This is a genomic window from Paracoccus limosus (genome assembly GCF_009711185.1).
Taxonomy (GTDB): Bacteria; Pseudomonadota; Alphaproteobacteria; order Rhodobacterales; family Rhodobacteraceae; genus Paracoccus; species Paracoccus limosus.
Window position 1 is genome coordinate 117,847 of record NZ_WMIF01000006.1, and the last position, 18,604, is coordinate 136,450.

22 protein-coding genes and 1 other RNA gene are annotated in these 18,604 nt (G+C 67.7%); 5 read left to right on the plus strand and 18 right to left on the minus strand.

The window, feature by feature from the left end:
* Positions 1-3: 3 nt before the first annotated feature.
* Both ffs and GL279_RS06395 read right to left on the minus strand, forming a co-directional pair.
* Positions 4-100, minus strand: an RNA gene (gene ffs, locus GL279_RS06390) — signal recognition particle sRNA small type.
* A gap of 46 nt (positions 101-146) precedes the next feature.
* Positions 147-2,000, minus strand: coding sequence for a bifunctional 2',3'-cyclic-nucleotide 2'-phosphodiesterase/3'-nucleotidase (locus GL279_RS06395; protein WP_246175199.1), 1,854 nt, complete (start codon positions 1,998-2,000; stop codon positions 147-149).
* A 148-nt stretch (positions 2,001-2,148) separates the two neighbouring features.
* On the opposite strand from GL279_RS06395, the gene GL279_RS06400 reads away from it, so the two are divergent.
* The gene (locus GL279_RS06400; RefSeq protein WP_155063786.1) at positions 2,149-2,607 is read left to right on the plus strand and encodes an SRPBCC family protein; all 459 of its coding nucleotides are present in this window, start codon (positions 2,149-2,151) and stop codon (positions 2,605-2,607) included.
* A gap of 24 nt (positions 2,608-2,631) precedes the next feature.
* On the opposite strand, the gene GL279_RS06405 is transcribed toward GL279_RS06400, so the two are convergent.
* Positions 2,632-3,501 carry a prephenate dehydratase gene (locus GL279_RS06405; RefSeq protein WP_155063787.1) on the minus strand — a complete coding sequence of 290 codons (870 nt, stop codon included), beginning with the start codon at positions 3,499-3,501 and terminating at the stop codon, positions 2,632-2,634.
* Between the two features lie 148 nt (positions 3,502-3,649).
* Here GL279_RS06405 and GL279_RS06410 point away from each other — a divergent pair, with 148 nt between their 5' ends.
* Entirely contained in the window at positions 3,650-4,192 is a 543-nt protein-coding gene (locus GL279_RS06410) for a c-type cytochrome (RefSeq protein ID WP_155063789.1), read from the plus strand.
* A gap of 79 nt (positions 4,193-4,271) precedes the next feature.
* Here the strand turns inward: GL279_RS06410 and GL279_RS06415 are convergent, their stop codons facing one another.
* The 3 genes from GL279_RS06415 to miaA form a co-directional block, all read right to left on the minus strand.
* Entirely contained in the window at positions 4,272-5,102 is an 831-nt protein-coding gene (locus GL279_RS06415) for an IclR family transcriptional regulator (protein WP_155063790.1), read from the minus strand.
* 150 nt (positions 5,103-5,252) lie between these two features.
* On the minus strand, positions 5,253-6,269 hold the full coding sequence (locus GL279_RS06420) for a helix-turn-helix transcriptional regulator (protein WP_155063792.1): 1,017 nt from the start codon (positions 6,267-6,269) through the stop codon (positions 5,253-5,255).
* Between the two features lie 99 nt (positions 6,270-6,368).
* Positions 6,369-7,262 carry a tRNA (adenosine(37)-N6)-dimethylallyltransferase MiaA gene (gene miaA / locus GL279_RS06425; protein ID WP_155063794.1) on the minus strand — a complete coding sequence of 298 codons (894 nt, stop codon included), beginning with the start codon at positions 7,260-7,262 and terminating at the stop codon, positions 6,369-6,371.
* An 86-nt stretch (positions 7,263-7,348) separates the two neighbouring features.
* Here miaA and pyrH point away from each other — a divergent pair, with 86 nt between their 5' ends.
* Complete coding sequence (gene pyrH, locus GL279_RS06430) at positions 7,349-8,080, plus strand: UMP kinase (RefSeq protein WP_155063796.1); 732 nt, start codon at positions 7,349-7,351, stop codon at positions 8,078-8,080.
* A 90-nt stretch (positions 8,081-8,170) separates the two neighbouring features.
* Here pyrH and GL279_RS06435 read toward each other — a convergent pair whose 3' ends face one another.
* From GL279_RS06435 to GL279_RS06480, 10 genes are read right to left on the minus strand one after another with little or no spacing between them, the layout of a single operon-like run.
* Entirely contained in the window at positions 8,171-9,112 is a 942-nt protein-coding gene (locus tag GL279_RS06435) for a glycosyltransferase (protein WP_155063797.1), read from the minus strand.
* Between the two features lie 59 nt (positions 9,113-9,171).
* A complete protein-coding gene (locus GL279_RS06440; RefSeq protein ID WP_155063799.1) occupies positions 9,172-9,726 on the minus strand; it encodes a hypothetical protein in 555 nt (184 codons plus the stop codon).
* 10 nt (positions 9,727-9,736) lie between these two features.
* Complete coding sequence (gene flgH, locus GL279_RS06445; RefSeq protein WP_155063800.1) at positions 9,737-10,489, minus strand: flagellar basal body L-ring protein FlgH; 753 nt, start codon at positions 10,487-10,489, stop codon at positions 9,737-9,739.
* An 11-nt stretch (positions 10,490-10,500) separates the two neighbouring features.
* Positions 10,501-10,914, minus strand: coding sequence for a flagellar basal body P-ring formation chaperone FlgA (flgA, locus tag GL279_RS06450; RefSeq protein WP_155063801.1), 414 nt, complete (start codon positions 10,912-10,914; stop codon positions 10,501-10,503).
* Positions 10,914-11,699: a flagellar basal-body rod protein FlgG gene (flgG, locus tag GL279_RS06455; protein WP_155063802.1), complete on the minus strand. Its 786-nt coding sequence runs from the start codon at positions 11,697-11,699 to the stop codon at positions 10,914-10,916. The genes flgA and flgG overlap by 1 nt, the downstream gene beginning before the upstream one ends.
* 13 nt (positions 11,700-11,712) lie before the next feature.
* Positions 11,713-12,429: a flagellar hook-basal body complex protein gene (locus tag GL279_RS06460; RefSeq protein WP_155063803.1), complete on the minus strand. Its 717-nt coding sequence runs from the start codon at positions 12,427-12,429 to the stop codon at positions 11,713-11,715.
* A gap of 3 nt (positions 12,430-12,432) precedes the next feature.
* The gene (locus tag GL279_RS06465) at positions 12,433-12,699 is read right to left on the minus strand and encodes a flagellar biosynthetic protein FliQ (protein WP_155063804.1); all 267 of its coding nucleotides are present in this window, start codon (positions 12,697-12,699) and stop codon (positions 12,433-12,435) included.
* A gap of 6 nt (positions 12,700-12,705) precedes the next feature.
* Positions 12,706-12,987 carry a flagellar hook-basal body complex protein FliE gene (gene fliE / locus GL279_RS06470; RefSeq protein ID WP_155063805.1) on the minus strand — a complete coding sequence of 94 codons (282 nt, stop codon included), beginning with the start codon at positions 12,985-12,987 and terminating at the stop codon, positions 12,706-12,708.
* A gap of 10 nt (positions 12,988-12,997) precedes the next feature.
* A complete protein-coding gene (flgC, locus tag GL279_RS06475) occupies positions 12,998-13,387 on the minus strand; it encodes a flagellar basal body rod protein FlgC (protein WP_155063806.1) in 390 nt (129 codons plus the stop codon).
* An 8-nt stretch (positions 13,388-13,395) separates the two neighbouring features.
* A complete protein-coding gene (locus GL279_RS06480; protein ID WP_155063807.1) occupies positions 13,396-13,782 on the minus strand; it encodes a FlgB family protein in 387 nt (128 codons plus the stop codon).
* A 106-nt stretch (positions 13,783-13,888) separates the two neighbouring features.
* Here GL279_RS06480 and GL279_RS06485 point away from each other — a divergent pair, with 106 nt between their 5' ends.
* Both GL279_RS06485 and GL279_RS06490 read left to right on the plus strand, forming a co-directional pair.
* The gene (locus tag GL279_RS06485; RefSeq protein ID WP_155063808.1) at positions 13,889-15,199 is read left to right on the plus strand and encodes a FliI/YscN family ATPase; all 1,311 of its coding nucleotides are present in this window, start codon (positions 13,889-13,891) and stop codon (positions 15,197-15,199) included.
* 106 nt (positions 15,200-15,305) lie between these two features.
* Positions 15,306-16,037 carry a Crp/Fnr family transcriptional regulator gene (locus GL279_RS06490; RefSeq protein WP_155063810.1) on the plus strand — a complete coding sequence of 244 codons (732 nt, stop codon included), beginning with the start codon at positions 15,306-15,308 and terminating at the stop codon, positions 16,035-16,037.
* Between the two features lie 6 nt (positions 16,038-16,043).
* Here the strand turns inward: GL279_RS06490 and GL279_RS06495 are convergent, their stop codons facing one another.
* Entirely contained in the window at positions 16,044-16,898 is an 855-nt protein-coding gene (locus tag GL279_RS06495) for an extensin-like domain-containing protein (protein WP_155063812.1), read from the minus strand.
* Positions 16,899-18,524 carry a L,D-transpeptidase family protein gene (locus tag GL279_RS06500; protein ID WP_155063813.1) on the minus strand — a complete coding sequence of 542 codons (1,626 nt, stop codon included), beginning with the start codon at positions 18,522-18,524 and terminating at the stop codon, positions 16,899-16,901.
* Positions 18,525-18,604: the final 80 nt, after the last annotated feature.

Below are 18,604 nucleotides of genomic sequence, written 5' to 3' on the forward strand. Positions count from 1 at the left end.
AAAGGTGAGAGGCTGGACAACGACCCAAGCGGGACTCGTTACGGCTGCTTCCTTCCGGACCTGACCGGGTTGGCGAGGCGCTCGCCCGCGCCAACCTCTCGCGGCCTAGATAGGCGGGCTTGGCCGGGGATGCAAGCGCCAAGCCGCTAAAGCTGCAATCGCAATGTCAGAAAACCGCCACTGTCCAGCCCCAGCGGCTGGCCCGGCATCGGCAGGTGCCGCCACTCGGCCGCAGGGCTGGTCTGGAACATGACACTGGTGCCGGGCATCTCGGCAAAGCGCCAGCCCAGTCTCGCCTCGGGGCTGACCACCCGCCGGTGCGAGACATAGCGCCGCAGCACGTCGCGCGTCCGGGCGATGCCGTTCAGGATGACCTCGCCCCGGCGGATGACGGGGGCGAAAAGCCCGCTGTCCGACAGCCGGTAACTGTTCGTGGCCAGCACGAACAACTGCCCGTCCTGCACCGGCCGGCCGCGATGGCACAGGTCGCGCACGCGCCGGCTGCCCTGGTGCAGCAGGCGGCCGTCGGGCGCATAGCGCGGTGGCCGGGACAGGTCGATCTGCCATTCCAGCCCATCGATCTGGTCGAAATTATAGCCGGGAAACTCGGGGTCCAGCAGCGGCTGGTCCTGACCGCCGGGATGGATCTGCCGGAACAGGCTGGCCGAACGCTCCAGCCAGTCGGCCACATCGGCGCCGGTCAGCACCAGCGCGCAAAGCCGGTTCGGAAACAGGTAAAGATCGGCCAGATTGCGCAGCGTCAGCGGGCCTGCGGGCACATCGGTATAATGCTCGGGGCCGCCACGGCCACCGGCGCGAAAGGGGGCGGCGGCCGAGAGGATGGCGAGATCGCGCCAGCGCGTGCCGGCCAGCGCCTTGCGCACTTGCCAGCGCTGCGCCATGGCCACCAGCCGCAGGCCGGGATCGCGGCCCAGCAGCACGAAATGGCTGGAGAGCGCGCTGTCGCTGCGCCCGATCCGGCGCTGGAAATGGCGCAGCGTCGCGTGATGGCTGGCCATGGCCGGGCGCAGCACCAGCGGTTGTTCCTCATGGCTGCGGGCGGGCTCGACCCGGCTGCCCAGGGCGCGCGGGCGCCAGCTGCGCCCCGCCATGCCCGATGGCTCCAGCTCCAGCTCGATCACGCCCAGATGCGAGCCCCAAAACCCCGGCATCACCGCAGGCTTGCCCGCGAGTGTGCCGGCGGCAATGTCGATGCCCGGCCCGGTCGGATGGTCGGGGCCGGGAAACAGGCGATGGCTGTGACCGGCGATCACCACGTCGATTGCCGGCAGCGCGGCCAGTGCGGTCGCGGCGTTTTCCATCTTGGGCACAGGTTCCAGCGCGCCGATGCCGCTATGGGCCAGCGCCACGATCAGATCCGCGCCCTCGGCCCGCAGCAGGTCCGCCTGCGCCTTGGCCGCGTCCAGAATGTCGCCGATCGCCACCTCGCCGCGCAGGTCGGGCTCCCAATCCGCGGTCTGCGGCGGCAAAAAGCCCAGGACGCCGATGCGCACCATATGGGCATGGCCCGCGCGGTCCAGCATCCGGCGCTGCAACAGGGCGTGGCGCAGCAGCGGCATGCGCCGGCGGCTGGTGGTATTGCTGGCCACCACCGGAAAATCGGCGCCCTCAAGCGTGCGGCGCAGAAAGCCAAGGCCAAAGCTGAAATCATGGTTGCCGATCGTGGCCGCGTCATAGCCCAAGGCGTTCATCGCGGCGATGGCGGGATGGATGCCGCGCGGCCCCAACACGCCCGGCTCGGCCAGAAAATCGCCCATCGGGCTGCCTTGCAGCGAATCCCCGTTGTCGAACAGCAGCGTATTGGTGGCGCAGCGGCGCTCGGCCGCGATCAGCGCGGCCACGCGCGACAGGCCAAAGCCCTCGCTGGGGCGATTCAGAAAATAATCATAGCCCAGCACATGCATGTGCAGGTCACTGGTGGCCAGGATCCGCAGGGGAATTGTCGGGGCGGCATCGCTCTGCGGGGGCGTCGGGGGCATTGGCATGGTGCGCAAGTGATGCGGTCTGGGCAGCGATTATGCAACCTGAGATTGCTTTGAGCGAAAGGATTCCTATCCATGCTGGCTGACTTGCAAGCCTCGGGCGATTAGGCTTTACACGACTGGACCCAGACCAATTCGGTGAACGATGAAATTCTCGACCCGCCAGGATACCGATCTGCCGGCCGATGCGCTGTTTGCGGCCGTCAGCGATTTCCCCCGGATGGAGCGCATCCTGCTGCGGCGCGGCGCCTCGTTGCGCCGGCTGGACGGCCAAGTCGAGCCGGGCCCCGGCCTTGCATGGCAGATCGGCTTTGACTGGCGCGGCAAGGCGCGCGAGCTGCAGCTGAAGGTCACCAGCTGGCAGCCGCCCGAGCGGCTGGGCTTCAGCGGCATGTCCGAGCTGTTCAACATCGTGCTGACGGCGACCGTGGTGGCGCTGAGCCCCGGCAAGTCGCGCCTGATCTTTGAGGCCGAGGTGCAGCCGCGCGGCATGAAGGCGCGGCTGATGTTGCAAACCGCCCGGCTGGGCAAGACGCAGCTGGATCAGAAATTCGCGCTGGCCGTCGGCGATTTCATCCAGAAGCTGGCGGCGGACGCGGCCTGACCGCACCCGCCCTTTCGTCCCGGCCTATTCGGCAGCGGCGGCCTGTTCGGCGCGCAGCGGATCGGCGGGATAGACGCCAAGGATCTCAAGGCTCGAGGTGAAATAGGCCAGCTCCTCCAGCGCGCGGGCCACGGCCGGATCCTCGGGATGGCCCTCGATATCGGCGTAGAACTGCGTCGCGGTAAAGATGCCGTTCACCATATAGCTTTCCAGCTTGGTCATGTTGACGCCATTGGTCGCGAAACCGCCCAGTGCCTTGTAGAGCGCGGCCGGGATGTTGCGCACCCGAAACACAAAGGTGGTCATCATGGTCTGGCCGCCGGCGGGATTGGGGCGGCGCGAGAAGTCCGGCTCGCGCGCCATGACCAGAAAACGGGTGGTGTTGTTCTGCCGGTCCTCGATTCCCGAGGCCAGGACGTCCAGCCCGTAGATCTCGCCGGCGAGCGGGGCGGCCAGTGCTGCCAGCGACTTTTCGCCGCGCTTTGCGACCTCCATGGCCGAGCCGGCGGTGTCGGGACCGACGATGCTGCGGATGCCATGTTGTCGCATGAAGCCCCGGCACTGACCCAGTAGCACCGGGTGGCTCATGGCGTCGGTGACCTCTTCCAGCCGGGTTCCGGGCACCGCCAGCAGGGCGATGCGCACGCGCACGAAGCCCTCTCCGATGATGTGCAGACCGCTTTCCGGCAGCAGGTGATGGATGTCCGCAACCCTGCCATAGGTGGAATTTTCCACGGGAAGCATGGCCAATCGGGCACGTCCCTGACGGACGGCGTCGATGGTGTCCTCGAAGGTGCGGCAGGGCAGGGGCTCCATCTCGGGATGATAGGCGCGGCAGGCCTGATGGCTGTAGGCGCCGGGTTCGCCCTGGAATGCGATCACGTTCTCGGTCATGTCGAAAGCCCATGCTTCTGGCCGTTGCGGGCGGGGCACGCTGAGGCCGGGGTTGCTTGCGGCGCGAGAACTATACCTTGATCGGCCAGAACAAAAGCGCATAGATACTGCCAAATCCACGGACAGACCGCATAAGGGATCCGCAGACATGTTCGACACCATGACCGTCACCAAGGCAGCCGGGGCGCTGATCGGTTCGCTTCTGTTCCTGTTGTTGATGAGCTGGGCGGCGTCGGGCATCTACAATGTCGGAAGCGCCGGCCATGGCGAAGGCGCCGAACATGCCCAGGCCTATACCATCCCGGTCGAGACCGCCGCCGCCGGTGGCGGCGAGGCTGCCGCCAAGGACGAAGGCCCCGATTTCGCCACCGTGCTGGCCTCGGCCGATCCGGCTGCCGGCGAGAAGGTCTTTGGCAAGTGCAAGGCCTGCCACAAGACCGACGGCTCGGACAGCACCGGCCCGCACCTGAACGGCGTGGTCGGCCGCCCGGTGGCCAGCGCCGCTGGTTTCAACTATTCCGACGGGATGAAGGCCCATGCCACCGAAGCGCCGGTCTGGACCCCCGAGGCGATCGAGCATTTCATCACCAACCCCAAGGCGGCGGTGAAGGGCACCAAGATGGCCTTTGCCGGCCTGCCCAAGGTCGAAGACCGCGCGAACCTGATCTCTTATCTGGAAACGCTGAAATAAACTTCGGCTTCGGGAATCGGAAAGGGCGCCGCAGAGGCGCCCTTTTTCATGTCCGCCGCCTTTGCGCCGCAGAGCGCCCTCAGCCGGGCTTGCCGTCGCGGGCGTCCAATTCGCGCAGGATGGTCTGGAAATAGCGGGTGCCGGCGGCGCTGATGCCCAGTTCCTGCGCTGCGGCCTGCAGGGCGGGGGCGAGTTCGGCCATGCGCGCCTCCGTCATCCGCACCGCAGGTCCCGCGATCGACAGGCAGCCCAGCACCGGCCCGCCATTGCGGCTGCGCACCGGCACCGCCATGGCGGCCATGCCGGCCATGTAGCTGTCGACCGCGGTGGCATAGCCTTGAGCGCGGGCGCGGGCGATTTCCTGCACCAGCGTGTTGGTGCTTTCGGGCGCATTCGGCCCGGTGTCGGCCTCGGCCTTGCGCCGCAGGCCCTGCGCCGCGACCAAGGCCAGCGCCTCGTCATCGCCCATGCTGGCCAGCCATGCCCGTCCGCCGGCCGAGCTGGCCAGATGCACGACCACGCCCTGCTCCTGTCCGGGATCATAGCGCAGGCCGCGCGTCGCCCCCTGCGCAACCGCAACCCAGGTCAGTTGCCGGCCGTCGATGACCGACAGGCGCACCAGCTCGCCGCTGTCGGCCGCCAGCCGGTCCAGCACCGGCTGCGCCACATCGGTGATGCCGGCGCGGCCCATAAAGCCCAGCCCGATGGCCGGCAGCTTGATCGTCAGCGTGTAATCGCCGCCGGCCTGCGTCTGGCGCACATAGCCCAGCCGCGCCAGCTCTTGCAGGCTGCGATGGACCCCGCTGGCCGGCTGCTCGGTGGCGGCGGCGATGCTGGTGACCGGCAGGCCCAGCGGGTGCTCGACCAACAGCTCGACGATGGCGAGGGATTTTTCCAGAGCGCTGCTCATGCACTTTTTTCCGTCTTGGAACCGGCGGCCAGAGTCCTATGCCAGCGCCAAGAGGTCAACCGCGACCTGCCGGCCAGTTTTGGCGGCGGGTGCGGATCGCGTCCCGCACGACAGTATTGGCCGCGGCATCCGTGCCCCAACATCGCTGCCTCATGGCGGATGCGTGGCCAAGGACAAGCGCTCCTTTCGGCTTTGGGCGCGCAGGGCTTCCGGAGTGGTTCCGGTCGCGGCGGCAAAGATCCGGGCGAAATGGCCGGGGCCGCTGAAGCCCAGCTTTTGCGCGATCACCGGAACCGGTGCGTCGGTCTCGCGCAGCAGGCGGGCGGCGCGGTCAAGGCGGAACCGATACAGCAGCTCCAGCGCCGGTCGGCCCCGGCTCAGCCGGCAGGCCCGGTCCAGCTGCGCCAGACTGCAGCCCAGATCGCGCGCATATTCGGCAAGCGTATGACCCTGCTGGTGACCCCTCTCCAGCTGGCCAAGAAAGCGCGCGCACAGCCGTCGCGCCCGTGCCAGATCCGCCGGCGCAGGATCGGCCTGCTCATATCGCAGCCGGGCAAGGGAGCCGGGCAACAGCGCCTGCACCCGCGCAAGTCCGGCCGCATCCGGCCCCGCCCGTAGGGCCTGTTGCAGATGCGCGGCATCATCGGGATCTGGGATGCCCTGACGAAAGGTCTGTGGCAGACCACCCGCCTGCGCGGCCGGGATCATCAATGCCCAGCCTCGGGCATCGGCCTGCACCCGCAGGGCAAAGGCGGTCCCGGCGGGCAGATAGGCCAGTCTTGGGCCGGTCAGCGGATAGGCTTGGCGCGGAAAGCACAGCGCCGCTTCGCCCGCCGTCAGCGCGATCAGCAGATGGTCGCTGCGCAGGCGCGGCTCGGGGCCGTCGCCCGGCCGTGGCGGCGCGCGGCCCCAATGTAGCCCGCCCAGATCCTGCACCCGCAGGATCGCCGCCGCCCCGGCGGGCAGGGGCTGCCCGCACGGCGCGGATCGTGCCAGCCATCCGGAGGTCCGCACTGGGGGCGCCGGCTCAGCCTCGGTCGGTCGGGGATCGGGCCAGGCCGGCTCCAGGATGACATCGGCATTGACCGCCGCCCCGGCCAGACGCAGCCCCGGTTGCAGCCGATTTGGGATCAGGCGGCGTCGGGCGAGGCCGAGGCTGTCGGTCATGCGTGCTCCTCGGGCGCACCGCCCGCAGGCGGGATGCCCGGAGGATGCGAGGATCACAGGATAGCGCGCGATTGTTGAGGAATGTTTAACCGCGCCGGGTCAGGCGGCAGCGATCGGCAGTGAAAGCCAGTCCTTCATCCGGCCACGGAAAAAGATCCGCTGCGCCTTGGCATATTGCCGGCTGGCGATGATGGCGCGCTCGATGGCCTGATCCAGCGTGGTTTCGCCGCGCAGATAAGCGATCAGCTCGGGCGCGCCGATGGCGCGGGTCCAAAGCGCGGGCGGCTGCCAATGCGGCAGCATCGCGCGCACCTCGTCCAGGGCGCCCTCGGCCATCATCAGGTGAAAGCGGCGCGCGATGCGCTCGGCCAGCCAGTCGCGGTCGGTGGTCAGCACAAAGCGCTGGCTGATCTCGGGGCCGATCAGCGGTGCCGGCGTGTCGGCCTGCCATGCGACAAGGCCGCGGCCGGTGGCGCGCAGCACCTCCCAGGCGCGCTGGACGCGGGCGGGGTTGCGCAGGTCGATGCGCCGGGCGGTCTCGGCGTCAAGCTCGGCCGCCAGCCCGGCCAGCCCGCCGGGTGCGGCCAGCCTGTGGTCGGCCTCGGCGCGCAGCTCGGGCGGGACCGGCGGGATGACGGCCAGCCCATGTCCCAGCGCATGCAGATAAAGCCCGGTGCCGCCGACGACGATCAGCCGCTCGCCCTGCGCCAGCAGCTCGGCGACCTGTCCCAGCCAGCGCCCCACCGACCAGTCCGCCCCCGGCGCCATATGGCCATACAGCCGGTGCGGCGCTGCGGCCTCGTCCCGCGCCGAGGGGCGCGCGCTGATCACCCGCCAGCAGGACCAGACCTGCAGCGCATCGCCATTCACGATCACCCCGCCCTGCTGCTGCGCCAAGGCCAGAGCCAGCGCCGATTTCCCGCTTGCGGTGGGGCCGGCCAGCAGGACATGCCGGTCCGCCGCGATCTGGGGCAGGATCTGGGCGATGTTCATGCCATGGCTCCTGAACGGTTGAACATGCGCCCTGTTTGCGACATTTTGCGCGGCAATGAAACTGCCCCCCGTGAAAGGTAAGCTCGATGTCCGAACAGTCGCCGAAGTCCGGCAAATACGCGCGCGTGATGCTCAAGATCTCGGGCGAGGCGCTGATGGGGGATCAGGGCTATGGCCTGCATCCGCCGACCGTCGCGCGCATCGCCCATGAGGTCAAATCGGTCCACGCCATGGGCGTCGAGATCTGCATGGTGATCGGCGGCGGCAACATCTTTCGCGGGTTGCAGGGCAGTGCGCAGGGCATGGAGCGCGCGACCGCCGATTACATGGGCATGCTGGCCACGGTGATGAACGCATTGGGCATGCAGGCCGCGCTGGAGGCCGAGGGCATCCACACCCGCGTCATCTCGGCGATCCGCATGGACGAGGTGGCCGAGCCCTATATCCGCCGCCGCGCCGTCCGCCATCTGGAGAAAAAGCGCGTCTGCATCTTTGCCGCGGGCACCGGCAACCCCTATTTCACCACCGACACCGCCGCGACCCTGCGCGCCAACGAGATGAACTGCGAGGCCATCTTCAAGGGCACCAAGGTGGATGGGGTCTATGACAAGGATCCCAAGAAATTCCCCGATGCCAAGCGTTACGACGACGTGACCTATGACGAATGCCTGCAAAAGCATCTGGGCGTGATGGATGCCTCGGCCATCGCGCTGGCGCGGGACAATGATCTGCCGATCATCGTGTTTTCGCTGGACGAGCCCGGTGGTTTCCGCGGCATCCTTGCCGGCGAGGGCACCTATACCCGCGTCCATGGCTGATCCGGGCGCGCGGCTGGCGGCAGTCCTTGCCGCCGGCATCTTCACCCCCTGCGCCGGGGGCGGTCCGCGCCCATGGCTGGGGCCGCGTGGTCAGTGGGCCGGGCGGGCCCGCAACCGACCGGTCATGGCGGCAAGCCGGATGGCAAGGGTGCCGGCACGGGTCTGGCGATAAAGGCCCATCTCGCGCGCCAGCCGCAGGGCCGCCGGGCCCGGCAGGTGCAGCAGCCGCGAAAACTGCGCCAGCAAAGCCCGATTCTCGGGCGTCAGCAGAGGTGCGGCTTCGGTCAGGGCGGCCTCGTTGCGGGTGAGCCAGCCGGCAAAGCTGCCGTCAAACAGCATCGCGAAACGGGCGGCGCGCGCCGCCGTGGTGTCGTTGCGGCCCATGACGTTGCGCGGGTGCTGGCGATACAGCAGCACCTGCGCAGCATCGCGGTAAAGCGTCGCGCCCGCGCCCGACATCAGCTGATAGACCCACCAGTCATGCGCCACGACATCCCGGCGGATCGCTGCGGGGGCACCGGCTTGCAGCAGGGCCAGCGCCTGGGGGTTGGCCACCGTGGTATTGCCGGGCAAGCAGGCCTGAACCAGCGCGTTGCGAAAGCCGAACGGACCGGGAAAATGCGGTGCCGGGTTTAGTGGGCGCAGATCCTGATCGCAGATTGTGGTGCGCGCGGCATAGACCGCTGGCCCGTTCTGTCGGCCCAGCCAGTCCATGGCACGGCTCAGCTTGCCGGGGTGCCAGACGTCGTCCTGATCAGAAAAGGCAACCGGCCCCTCGGGGTCGACCTGCGTCAGCAGATGCAGGAAATTCGCCGTGGCGCCCCGGCGGGGGCCATCGATCACCTCAATCCGGCCGCGTGCCGGGCCTTGGGCGTAATGAGCCAGAATCTGGCCAGTATCATCGCTGGAGCCGTCATCCGATACCAGCAGCCGCCAGTTGCGCCAGTCCTGCGCCAGAAAGCTGTCCAGCTGTGCGGGCAGGTAGCGGGCGCCGTTGTAGCTGGCCATCAGGATGGTAATCGGCGGGGTCACGCTGCTTTCCCGAACAAAGTCGCCGAGCAGCTAGCGCGAACCGCCGCCGTTGGCCAGAGCTACTGGTCCTGACGCGCAAGGTCTTCGATCAGCACGCCGGAAATTTCGGGGCCGCCGGCCTTGCGCGCGGCTGCAAGCAGGGCGCTGCGCAAGGCGTCCATACTGGCGGTCGAGGTGAAGTTGCCGTCGAAGCCGCCGGTATTCGCCTGAATCATCAGCGCATTCAGCAGGGCGTCGCGCAGCCGGTGCTCTTGTGCCTCGATCTTGGCGCGGGATGCGGCGGGCATCTCGATGGTCAGCGACAACACCATTACCGCCGAAGTGCTGCCATTGCGCAGGATCGGCACGAAGAACTGGTCGGGGAAATGGAACCAGTCCTCGGCACTGGCGGCATCCGTCTCGCCTTCCTTCTCGGCCGGTGCGGGTGTCGCCTCTGCGGCGGGTGCGGGGGTGGCCGCAACCTCGCCAGCCTCGGCCTTGGCCGGGGGCGTGGCGCCCCCATCGCCCTTGGCCGCAGCATCCGCCGGCGGGGCGCTGCCATGCAAGAGGTCGCCGCCAAAGGCACCGCCCAGAAAGGCCAGAACCGGCAGGACCATCATCAGGATCTTTTTCATCGGGCGGTCCTCAATAGGGCAGCAGAATGTCGGCGACCTGCTGGCCATAGCGCGGCTGCTGCACGTCACTGACCTGACCCCGGCCACCATAGGAAATGCGGGCCCCGGCGATGCGGTCATAGGCGATCTCGTTGCGCCGGCCGATGTCCTGCGGGCGCACGAAGCCGCTGACGGTCAGCACCCGGATCTCGTAATTGACGCGGACCTCTTGCGTGCCCTCGATGCGCAGCACGCCGTTCGGCAGGCGCTCGATCACGGTGGCGGCGACGCGCAGGGTGATCTTGTCCTTGCGGCTGATATTGCCGCTGCCCTTGAAGGTGGACGAGCCCTTGGCCTCGGCCAGCTCCTCCATGCTGGCGCCGTCGGGCAGCATGTCGTCGATGCGCTGCGGCAGGCCGGCCATGGCCGGGATGCTGACCTTGTCCGAGGACGAACGGCTGCGCCCCGAGCTGTTCTGGATGCTGGCCTGATCGTTGATCTCGATCACCACGGTCAGGATGTCGCCGCGATCCGATGCACGGCGGTCGGCGACCAGCGAATTATGCGAGGTGGTCCAAAGCGAGGCGGCGCTGTCGGGGCGCTGGGGCAGGTACTGCGCCGAATAATCCGGCGTGGCCATGGCCTGAAATTCGGGCCCCTGTTCGGGCGCGCTCAGTTGCGGCACGCGGCCGACCTGACTGACGCGACCACAGGCCGAAAGCCCAAGCCCGGCGGCAAGGCAGCCCAAAAGCAGGAAGCAGGTGGCGGGCGCATTCTTACGCATATGAAAATCCTTCAGTTTTCGCCAATAATCACGCTGCCGTCTGCGGCCACCCGGCCAGAGACGGTCACGCGTGAGCTGTTGTTCATGACGCGGATGACCTGACCGATGCTGCCCGGACCCAGCGCGCGCCCCTCGGCCTCGATGCGCAGCGAGGTGCGTTCATAGGCGATGGTGACGATCTGGTTGCGCTCGACCAGAGTGGGCGCCGACAGGAAGGCCGCCTCGATAGGCCGCCCTTGCGAGACCATCATCCGCAATTGCTGGCCAATGACCTGGGCAGGATCGGCAATGCCGCCGGCCTGACCCGCGACCAGAACCACGTCCGCCTCGGTCAGCAGGGTGCCGGCGCGCAGGGTATGGGCCGCGACTACCGCATCGGCCAGTGCGGGTGCGGGCAGCAGCAACAGGGCAAGGATCAACCGCATCACCGCACCTGCACCGTCGCGCCCAGCATCTGGTCGGCGGCGCTGATCACCTTGGAGTTCAGCTCATAGCCGCGCTGCGCCTTGATCAGTTCGGTGATCTCGCGCACCGGGTCGACCGAGCTTTCCTCGAGATAGCCGGCGCGCAAGGTGCCCAGCCCGTCCTCGCCGGGGTTGGCGACCTGCGCCGGGCCCGAGGCGGTGGTTTCCAGAAACAGGTTCGAGCCGATCGCCTCGAGCCCCTTGGGGTTCACGAAGTTCGCAAGCGTGATCTGGCCCAGATTTTCGGGGGCGACCTGATCGTTGAAATAGGCAAAGACCTCGCCCGAGGCGCTGATCGAGATGCTTTTTGCCTCTTGCGGGATGGTGATGTCGGGCACCAGCGGATAGCCGTCCGAGGTCACGACCTGCCCCTCGGCCGAACGTTTCAGGCTGCCGTCGCGGGTATAGGCCGAGATCCCCGAGGGCATGGTGACCTCAAGATAGCCATTGCCCTCGATCGCGACATCCAGATCGCCATTGGTCTGGATGGGCGAGCCCTGACCCAGCATCACGGTGACCGAGGCCGGGCGCACGCCCAGACCCAACTGGACCCCGGCGGGCACCATGGCGCCCGTGGTCGCGGTCAGGGTGCCGGGGCGCGTCACCTGCTGATATTGCAGGTCGGCGAATTCGGCACGGCGGGGATTGTAGCCGGTGGTCGACATGTTGGCGAGGTTGTTCGAGATGACCTCGACGCGCATCTGCTGCGCGCTCATGCCGGTGGCGGCGATCTGCAGGGCCTTCATGGCGTGGTTCCTTTCATCGCGTCAGCGAGGTGATGGCCTGTCGGATGCGCTGGTCTTCCTGATCCAGGAAGGATTGGCCCAGTTCATAGGCGCGCTGGACCTCGATCATGCGGGCGATCTCGGTCACGGGGTTGACGTTGGAGTCCTCGATGAAGCCCTGGCGGACCTTGGCGTCATCCATCGGCTCGGGCGCGGCACCGGCATCAAAGAGCGTGCCGGCGACATGGCGCAGATCGGCGGGGTCGGGATTGGCGAATACCCCCACCTTGCCCAGGGCCTGACCATCGGCCGAAACGGTGCCGTCCGCGCCGATGCCGACGCTGCGGGTGCCGGGCGGGATCACGATGGGCGCCTGCCCATCGTCCAGCAGCTGATAGCCGTCGGGGTTGACGATCTCGCCCTCGGCATTGGTCTGGAAGGCGCCGGCGCGGGTCAGGCGGTTGCCCTGCGGCGTCTGCACCATGAAAAAGCCGTCGCCCTCGATCGCCAGATCATAGGTGCCGTTGGTCATGGTCATGCCGCCCTGTTCAAGGTCGATCATGCGGCCACGGGTATTGGCCATGGCCAGCGTTTCGCCCCTTCCGTCCAGTGGCACCATATATTCGGAAAACAGCACGCCCTCGCGGCGGAAGCCGGTGGTATTGGCGTTGGCCATGTTGTTGGCGATGGCGCGCATTTCGCGCATCAGGCCCGATTGCCGGGTCAGCGAGGCATAGATCGCGTTATCCATGGCCTAGGACCCCGCGATCATCGGGATCAACTGGTCGGTAAAGAACCCGGCCAGAGCGGCGGTCATGAAGCTCATGCTGACCCAAAGCACCACCAGCATCAGCCCGATCTTCGGCACAAAGGTCAGCGTCATTTCCTGCACCGAGGTCAGCGCCTGAAACAGGCCGATGACCACACCGACCACCAGCGCCACCGCCAGCATCGGTGCCGACATGCGCACGGCGATCCACAGCGCCTGCCGGGTGATGTCAAAGATCAGGTTCTCGTCCATGGTGGATCAGACCGGCATCCGCAGGATTTCCTGATAGGCTTCGACCACCTTGTCGCGGATGGCGACGGCGGTCTCCAACGCGACCTCGGCCTGGGCGATGCTTTGCACCAGCTCGTGCGTATCGGTCTTGCCGGTCATGGCGCCGGTGGCGGACAGGTCGACCTGATCCATCACCTTGGCGAAATCGGCAGCGGCCGAAGTGATGCCCGAGGGGGCGCCCCCTTCGGCCGGTGCGATGGCGGGGCGGGCGCGGTCATAGGCGGTTGCGGCAAGTGTCGAAGCGATCATGGCGGTTTTCCTAGCGGCGGATCAGATCCAGCAGCGCGCTGCTCATCTGGCGGGATTGTTCAAAGACGCGCAGGTTGGCCTCGTAGCTGCGGCTGGCCTCGCGCGCGTCGGCGACCTCGACCACCAGATCGACGTTCGAGCCGGCAAAATAGCCGTTCTCGTCAGCCATCGGGTTCGAGGGGTCATAGACCTGCGGCAGCTCGGACTTGTCGAGGCGGGTCGGGCTGGTGGTGACGGCGCCGGTCTGGCGGCCGAAATCCATCTGCTGCTGAAAGGACACCAGCTTGCGCCGATAGCCGGGCGTATCGACGTTGGCGATGTTTTCAGAGACGTGGCGCAGGCGGATGGCCTGGGCGCGCATCCCCGAGGCGGCCATGTCGGCGGCGGAAAGCTCTGCCATGGCCGGCCTCACGCCCTGCGGCCAAGGCTGGTGCGGATCAGCGACAAGGACGAGCGCGTGACCGCGACGGCGATGTCGAATTCCTTGCGCGCCTGAGCGGTGCGGATCATCTCATCCTCGATCGAGACGGTATTGCCATTGGGCGAGGGCTCGCCCCCTGCATCCAGCGGGCGGTCATCGCCGCCCCAGCTTACCCCGGTGGCATGGCCGGGCCGCGTCGCGCGCAGCGCTGTCGCGGGCTGCGAGCGATAGGTTTCGGCAAAGCGGCCCAGATCGCGCGAGCGAAAGCCCGGCGTATCGGCATTGGCCACGTTCTGCGCGATCAGCTTTTGTCGTTCCGAGGCATGGGCGGTCAGCGAACTGGCCATGCGCAGCGTATCGATCCGGTCAAACATCGAGGCTTCTCCTCAGTTCCGATAACCGGGTCTTAACTCTAACAAGTTTAGAAATGGTTTCGCGGCACATCCTCAGGGTGAAAATCGGAGACCGGCGATGGATAAAATGCGATCGATCACAGCGCGGATACAGCGGATCCGGCCCGCGCGCTATTTCGGCCGGGTCAGGGCGATCCAGGCCGGGCTGATCCTTGTCGAAGGGTTGAATGCCCATGCCTCTCTGGGCGACCGCGTCGAATTTTCAATGCCTTGCGGCGCGACCTTGGCGGGCGAGGTTGTCTCGCTTGCGCCGGGTGTGGCGGCGATCCTGCCCGAGGGGCCGGCAGAGGGGCTGTCCATCGGCTGCGAGGCCGAGCTGCTGTTTGCGCCGCGCCTTGCTCCGGCCAACAGCTGGATCGGCCGAATCATCGATCCCTTGGGCCGGCCGCTTGATGGCCGGCCGCTGGCCGCCGGGGCCGAGGAGCGGGCGTTCCGAAACCCGCCGCCGCCGGCCGCATTACGCAACCGATTGGGGCGGCGGCTCGATACCGGGCTTGCCGTGTTCGACACCATCCTGCCCTTGGTGCGCGGCCAGCGCATGGGCCTGTTCGCGGGCTCGGGCGTGGGCAAATCCACGCTGCTTTCGGCGCTGGCCAAGGGCGTCGATGCCGATGTGGTGGTGATCGGCCTGATCGGCGAGCGGGGCCGAGAGCTGCGTGAATTCGTCGAGGAAACGCTGGGTGCTGCGGGGATGGCGCGCGCGGTGGTGGTGGCGGCGACCTCGGACCAGTCGCCGCTGATGCGGCGACGCTGCGCATGGGCCGCGATGACCGTGGCCGAGCATTTCCGCGATCAGGGCCGGCACGTGCTGTTTCTGGCCGATTCGATCACCCGCTTTGCCGAAGCCCATCGCGAAATCGCATTGGCGGCGGGCGAAAGCCCCAGCTATCGCGGCTTTCCGCCCTCGGTCTCGCATCTGATCATGTCGCTGGCGGAACGTTCGGGGCCGGGACCGCAGGGGGCGGGCGACATGACGGCGGTTTTCAGCGTGCTGGTCGCGGGTTCGGACATGGAGGAGCCGGTCGCCGATATCCTGCGCGGCGTGCTGGACGGGCATGTGGTTCTTGACCGCGCCATCGCCGAGCGGGGGCGCTTTCCGGCGGTCGATGTGCTGCGTTCGGTTTCGCGCTCGCTGCCCCATGCCGCCAGCACCGGCGAAAATGCGCTGATCGCCAAAGCCCGTGCAATGCTGGGGATTTATGCGGAATCCGAGCTGATGATCCGCGCCGGACTCTATGCGCAGGGCTCGGATCCGAAACTGGACGAGGCCGTGCGGATCTTCCCGGCGCTGGATGCGTTCTTTACCCGAGAGAGCCCCGGCGCAAGGCAAAGTTTTGCCCTTCTGGCCGAGGCATTGAACATGGCGCCGCCGCGCTAAGGCGCAGCGCTGCCGGATGGGACGAAAGGGAGAAGGCCATGACCGACCACGCCAACGCACCGATGGGTGCCCGTTGCTGACCGCCCCCCTGTGACCGGAGGCCGGCATGGCGATCACCGAATATTTCGTCCGCTACCTGCAACGTCGCGACCAGCTGTCCGCCGAAGACATCGACCGGCTGCGCGCGACGCCGACCACACATGAAAGCTTTGGCCCCGGCGAGATCATCGTGCCGCAGGGGCGCATGGCCACGCGCAGCTGCATGATGCTGCGCGGCATGTCGGCGCGCCAGCACCGCAATGCCGCCCGCCCCGAGGAGCGCGTCATCACCGCCCTGCATGTGCCGGGCGATTTCGTCGATCTGCACGGTTTCGTGCTGGCGGGGTTGGAACATGATGTGGTCTCGATGGGGCGCTCCGAAGTGGAATTCGTGGGCCATGATGAACTGCGCGAGATCACCGCCCATTTTCCGCATCTGACGCGGCTTTTGTGGATGTCCACGGTGATCGACGCGGCCATTCACCGGCAATGGCTGGTGGCATCGGCCTCGTTGCGGTCCAGCGCGCATCTGGCGCATCTGCTGTGCGAGATCTACACCCGGCTGGCAACGGTCGGGGCGGCGCAGAACCATGTCTTTACGCTGCCGCTGCTGCAAAAAGAACTGGCCGATATCCTTGGCTATACGCCGATCCACATCAACCGCGCCGTGCGCGACCTGCGCGCCAGCGGCCTGCTGCGCTGGACCGGGCAAGAGGTCGAGATCCTCGACTGGCCGCGTCTGGTCAGATTTGCTCGCTTTCGCCCCGAATATCTGGAGCTGGAGCAGGCCAGCCGCTGAGCCGGCCTATTGGCACAGCCGCCAGCCGTTCCGGCGCGCCTTGATGTCCAGATGCAGGTGGTTGTCATGGGCGGCATTGGCGCCGGGTCCCAGAACAGTGGTGAAATGCAGGCAGGCCGCGCCGCGGATGGCGCGCTGGAAGGCCTCGGCCATGTCGCCGCTGTCCTCGCGCGGCGCGATCTCCAGCCGGCTGCCATCCTGAAAGCGCAGGGCGGCGACGTCAAAGGCATTGCCGAACGCATGTTCCGACAGCTTTTCTCCGGCATTGCCGACGGTCTGGCGGCATTGATAGGTCGTGCCCGGCTCGATTGCCGCAAGGCGCGGCTGGCCGGGCAAGAGGTCGGCTGCGGGGCGGACGAAATCGCCCAGCCAATGCGCCAGATGCCATGCGGTTTCGCAACGCATCACCGCGCCGCCGGGGATCTCGACCCCCGGCAGGGGCGCGCGCAACATGATCGGCCGGGCGATGCCGCAATCGCGCTGGTCGGGATCGGTGACGGCGGGAAGTTCGCTGTAATCGGCGCCCATCAGGCTGAGATCCAGCAGGCAGGCGGAATAGTGGAAGTCGTCTTCGCGCAGGGCTTCGAACTGCGGGGGGCCGGGCGGTTCGGCGGGAGTAGTTGCGGCCTTGGGGGCGGTGGGTTCGCCTTGCGGGGCGGCTTTGTCGGCGGATGCTCCGGTGAGAGGATCGGCTGGGGCGGCTGGCCGCGCCTCGGGCGGTTTTGCCTCGGCGTGAGTTTCGGGGCGCGCTTCGGGTCTGGTGCTGGGGGCGTGATCAACCTCGGGGCGCGGCGCAGGCGGGGCCTGCGCCAAGGCCGGCAAGGCGGCCATGATCAGCAGCCCGGCAAGGCCCCCGCGCATCTATTTCGCCGGGGTCGGGGCCGTCCCGGTCGGGGGCGGCAGAACTTGGGTGCTGATCGTGCCGCTTGAGGCGATGGTGGGCGCGGGTTGCTGGTCTTGGGCCAACATCTGGTCGGCCAGAGCTTCGGCGCGGGCCAAAGCCTCGGTCAGCGTTTCGCCGGGGGCGGCCGGGGCTACGGCCGGCGGCGGGGCGGGCTCGATCGCCACTGGTGTGGCCGCAGGCGCCGGGCTGGCCGCTGCCGCAGTCGGCGCGGTTGCAGCCGGGACCGTCACCGCAGGCGCGCTGGTGATCGCCGTGCCGGGCGCGGCGGCAGTGATCGCCGCCGCGCCCGGCGGCAGGGCCGAGGTCGCGGCGCGCGCCAGCACGCTGGCCGAACGCATCGGTGGCCGGCTGGCGGACAGTGCCGTCTCGGCCATGACCTTGGTGGCATCGGGTGCCGGGGCGGTGCCGCTCATCACATCGGCGATGCTGACCCCCGGATCCAGAAATTCGACCGTCGTCACCTTGGCCTTGACCATATGCGCCAGCTCCGCCGCATCCCAGTTCGTCAGCCGCACGCAGCCATGCGACTGGTTGACGAACAGTTGCGAGGGCGTCGGGGTTCCGTGGATGCCATAGGTCGGCTCGCTGAGGTCGATCCAGACATTGCCCACCGGCGCGTTCGGGCCGGGCGGCACCACCAGCACCTTGTCGTTGTTGCCCTGTTTGAAATTGCGCTGCGGGTTGTAGGTATAGGTCGGGTTCAGCGCCACCGCATTGACCACATGCGTGCCATGCGGCGAGGGTGTGTCCGACGAGCCGACGGTGGCGGGATAATCCGCCACCAGATTGCCCTTGGCGTCATAGGCGGCAACGCGGCGGGTTTCCTTGTCGACCAGAATGCGCGTCACCGTGGCCCGGATCGGCTTGGCCGGCAGGGTGACGCTGATCGTCTCGCCCGGTTTGAAGGAAATGCCGGGGTTCATCTTGGTCAGAAATTTCTCGTCCATGTGAAAGCGCTCGGCCAGCTTTTCCAGCACCGAGGTATAACCCTGCGAGGTCATCGCGGCCTTTTCGGCGTAATCGGTCGGGATGCGGTCGACCAGACCCTGCGCATCGGCGTCGGTGATGGTATAGGTGCCGGTCACCGGATCGGCGGCAAAGCCATGCAGCAGATCCCAGACGGCGAAATCCATCCGCCCGGTTATCGGCAGGCCGGCCCGGCGCTGGAACGCCTTGAGCGCGCTTTCGCTCATGCCGCCGCGCCAGCCGTCGACCACGCCGGGCGAGATGCCCGAGCGGTCCAGCAGCACCTGCACCCGCGCGGTCAACGCCGATTGCCCGGGCGGCAGGTCGCCGCCGGTATAGGTCGCCGTGTCGATTTCCTCGGGCGAGATCGAGACCAGCGCCTTGGGCTTGCCATCCGCCGGGGCAGGAGTGGTCGCGGGCGTGGTGCCAAGCACGGTTGCCCGCGCCCGGGGCTGGGTCGCGTTCTGGGCGGGCAGGGTGGCGCTGAGCGTCGCGGCCCGCGCCGGCGGTCGCGCGACGGGGCTGGTTTCGGCCAGACTGGCCGCCGGCACGAGGCCGGTCGTGGCGGCCAGCGCAAGGCGCAGCAGGGCGCCGGTCAGGGGGCGGCTCTGGGGCATGCTCGATCCCGGATTATCGTTGTCGTTTCTTTTTTCGGTAAACGAGGTTTGGCCCGACGGCCGCCGCAAGGCAAGGGCGT

Excerpts from the sequence above, each read along its gene's own strand:
- GL279_RS06395 (WP_246175199.1), bottom strand. The coding sequence starts at position 2,000 with ATGCCCCCGACGCCCCCGCAGAGCGATGCCGCCCCGACAATTCCCCTG.
- GL279_RS06400 (WP_155063786.1), top strand. The coding sequence starts at position 2,149 with ATGAAATTCTCGACCCGCCAGGATACCGATCTGCCGGCCGATGCGCTG.
- GL279_RS06405 (WP_155063787.1), bottom strand. The coding sequence starts at position 3,501 with ATGACCGAGAACGTGATCGCATTCCAGGGCGAACCCGGCGCCTACAGC.
- GL279_RS06410 (WP_155063789.1), top strand. The coding sequence starts at position 3,650 with ATGTTCGACACCATGACCGTCACCAAGGCAGCCGGGGCGCTGATCGGT.
- GL279_RS06415 (WP_155063790.1), bottom strand. The coding sequence starts at position 5,102 with ATGAGCAGCGCTCTGGAAAAATCCCTCGCCATCGTCGAGCTGTTGGTC.
- GL279_RS06420 (WP_155063792.1), bottom strand. The coding sequence starts at position 6,269 with ATGACCGACAGCCTCGGCCTCGCCCGACGCCGCCTGATCCCAAATCGG.
- miaA (WP_155063794.1), bottom strand. The coding sequence starts at position 7,262 with ATGAACATCGCCCAGATCCTGCCCCAGATCGCGGCGGACCGGCATGTC.
- pyrH (WP_155063796.1), top strand. The coding sequence starts at position 7,349 with ATGTCCGAACAGTCGCCGAAGTCCGGCAAATACGCGCGCGTGATGCTC.
- GL279_RS06440 (WP_155063799.1), bottom strand. The coding sequence starts at position 9,726 with ATGAAAAAGATCCTGATGATGGTCCTGCCGGTTCTGGCCTTTCTGGGC.
- flgH (WP_155063800.1), bottom strand. The coding sequence starts at position 10,489 with ATGCGTAAGAATGCGCCCGCCACCTGCTTCCTGCTTTTGGGCTGCCTT.
- flgA (WP_155063801.1), bottom strand. The coding sequence starts at position 10,914 with ATGCGGTTGATCCTTGCCCTGTTGCTGCTGCCCGCACCCGCACTGGCC.
- flgG (WP_155063802.1), bottom strand. The coding sequence starts at position 11,699 with ATGAAGGCCCTGCAGATCGCCGCCACCGGCATGAGCGCGCAGCAGATG.
- GL279_RS06460 (WP_155063803.1), bottom strand. The coding sequence starts at position 12,429 with ATGGATAACGCGATCTATGCCTCGCTGACCCGGCAATCGGGCCTGATG.
- GL279_RS06465 (WP_155063804.1), bottom strand. The coding sequence starts at position 12,699 with ATGGACGAGAACCTGATCTTTGACATCACCCGGCAGGCGCTGTGGATC.
- fliE (WP_155063805.1), bottom strand. The coding sequence starts at position 12,987 with ATGATCGCTTCGACACTTGCCGCAACCGCCTATGACCGCGCCCGCCCC.
- flgC (WP_155063806.1), bottom strand. The coding sequence starts at position 13,387 with ATGGCAGAGCTTTCCGCCGCCGACATGGCCGCCTCGGGGATGCGCGCC.
- GL279_RS06480 (WP_155063807.1), bottom strand. The coding sequence starts at position 13,782 with ATGTTTGACCGGATCGATACGCTGCGCATGGCCAGTTCGCTGACCGCC.
- GL279_RS06485 (WP_155063808.1), top strand. The coding sequence starts at position 13,889 with ATGCGATCGATCACAGCGCGGATACAGCGGATCCGGCCCGCGCGCTAT.
- GL279_RS06490 (WP_155063810.1), top strand. The coding sequence starts at position 15,306 with ATGGCGATCACCGAATATTTCGTCCGCTACCTGCAACGTCGCGACCAG.
- GL279_RS06495 (WP_155063812.1), bottom strand. The coding sequence starts at position 16,898 with ATGCGCGGGGGCCTTGCCGGGCTGCTGATCATGGCCGCCTTGCCGGCC.
- GL279_RS06500 (WP_155063813.1), bottom strand. The coding sequence starts at position 18,524 with ATGCCCCAGAGCCGCCCCCTGACCGGCGCCCTGCTGCGCCTTGCGCTG.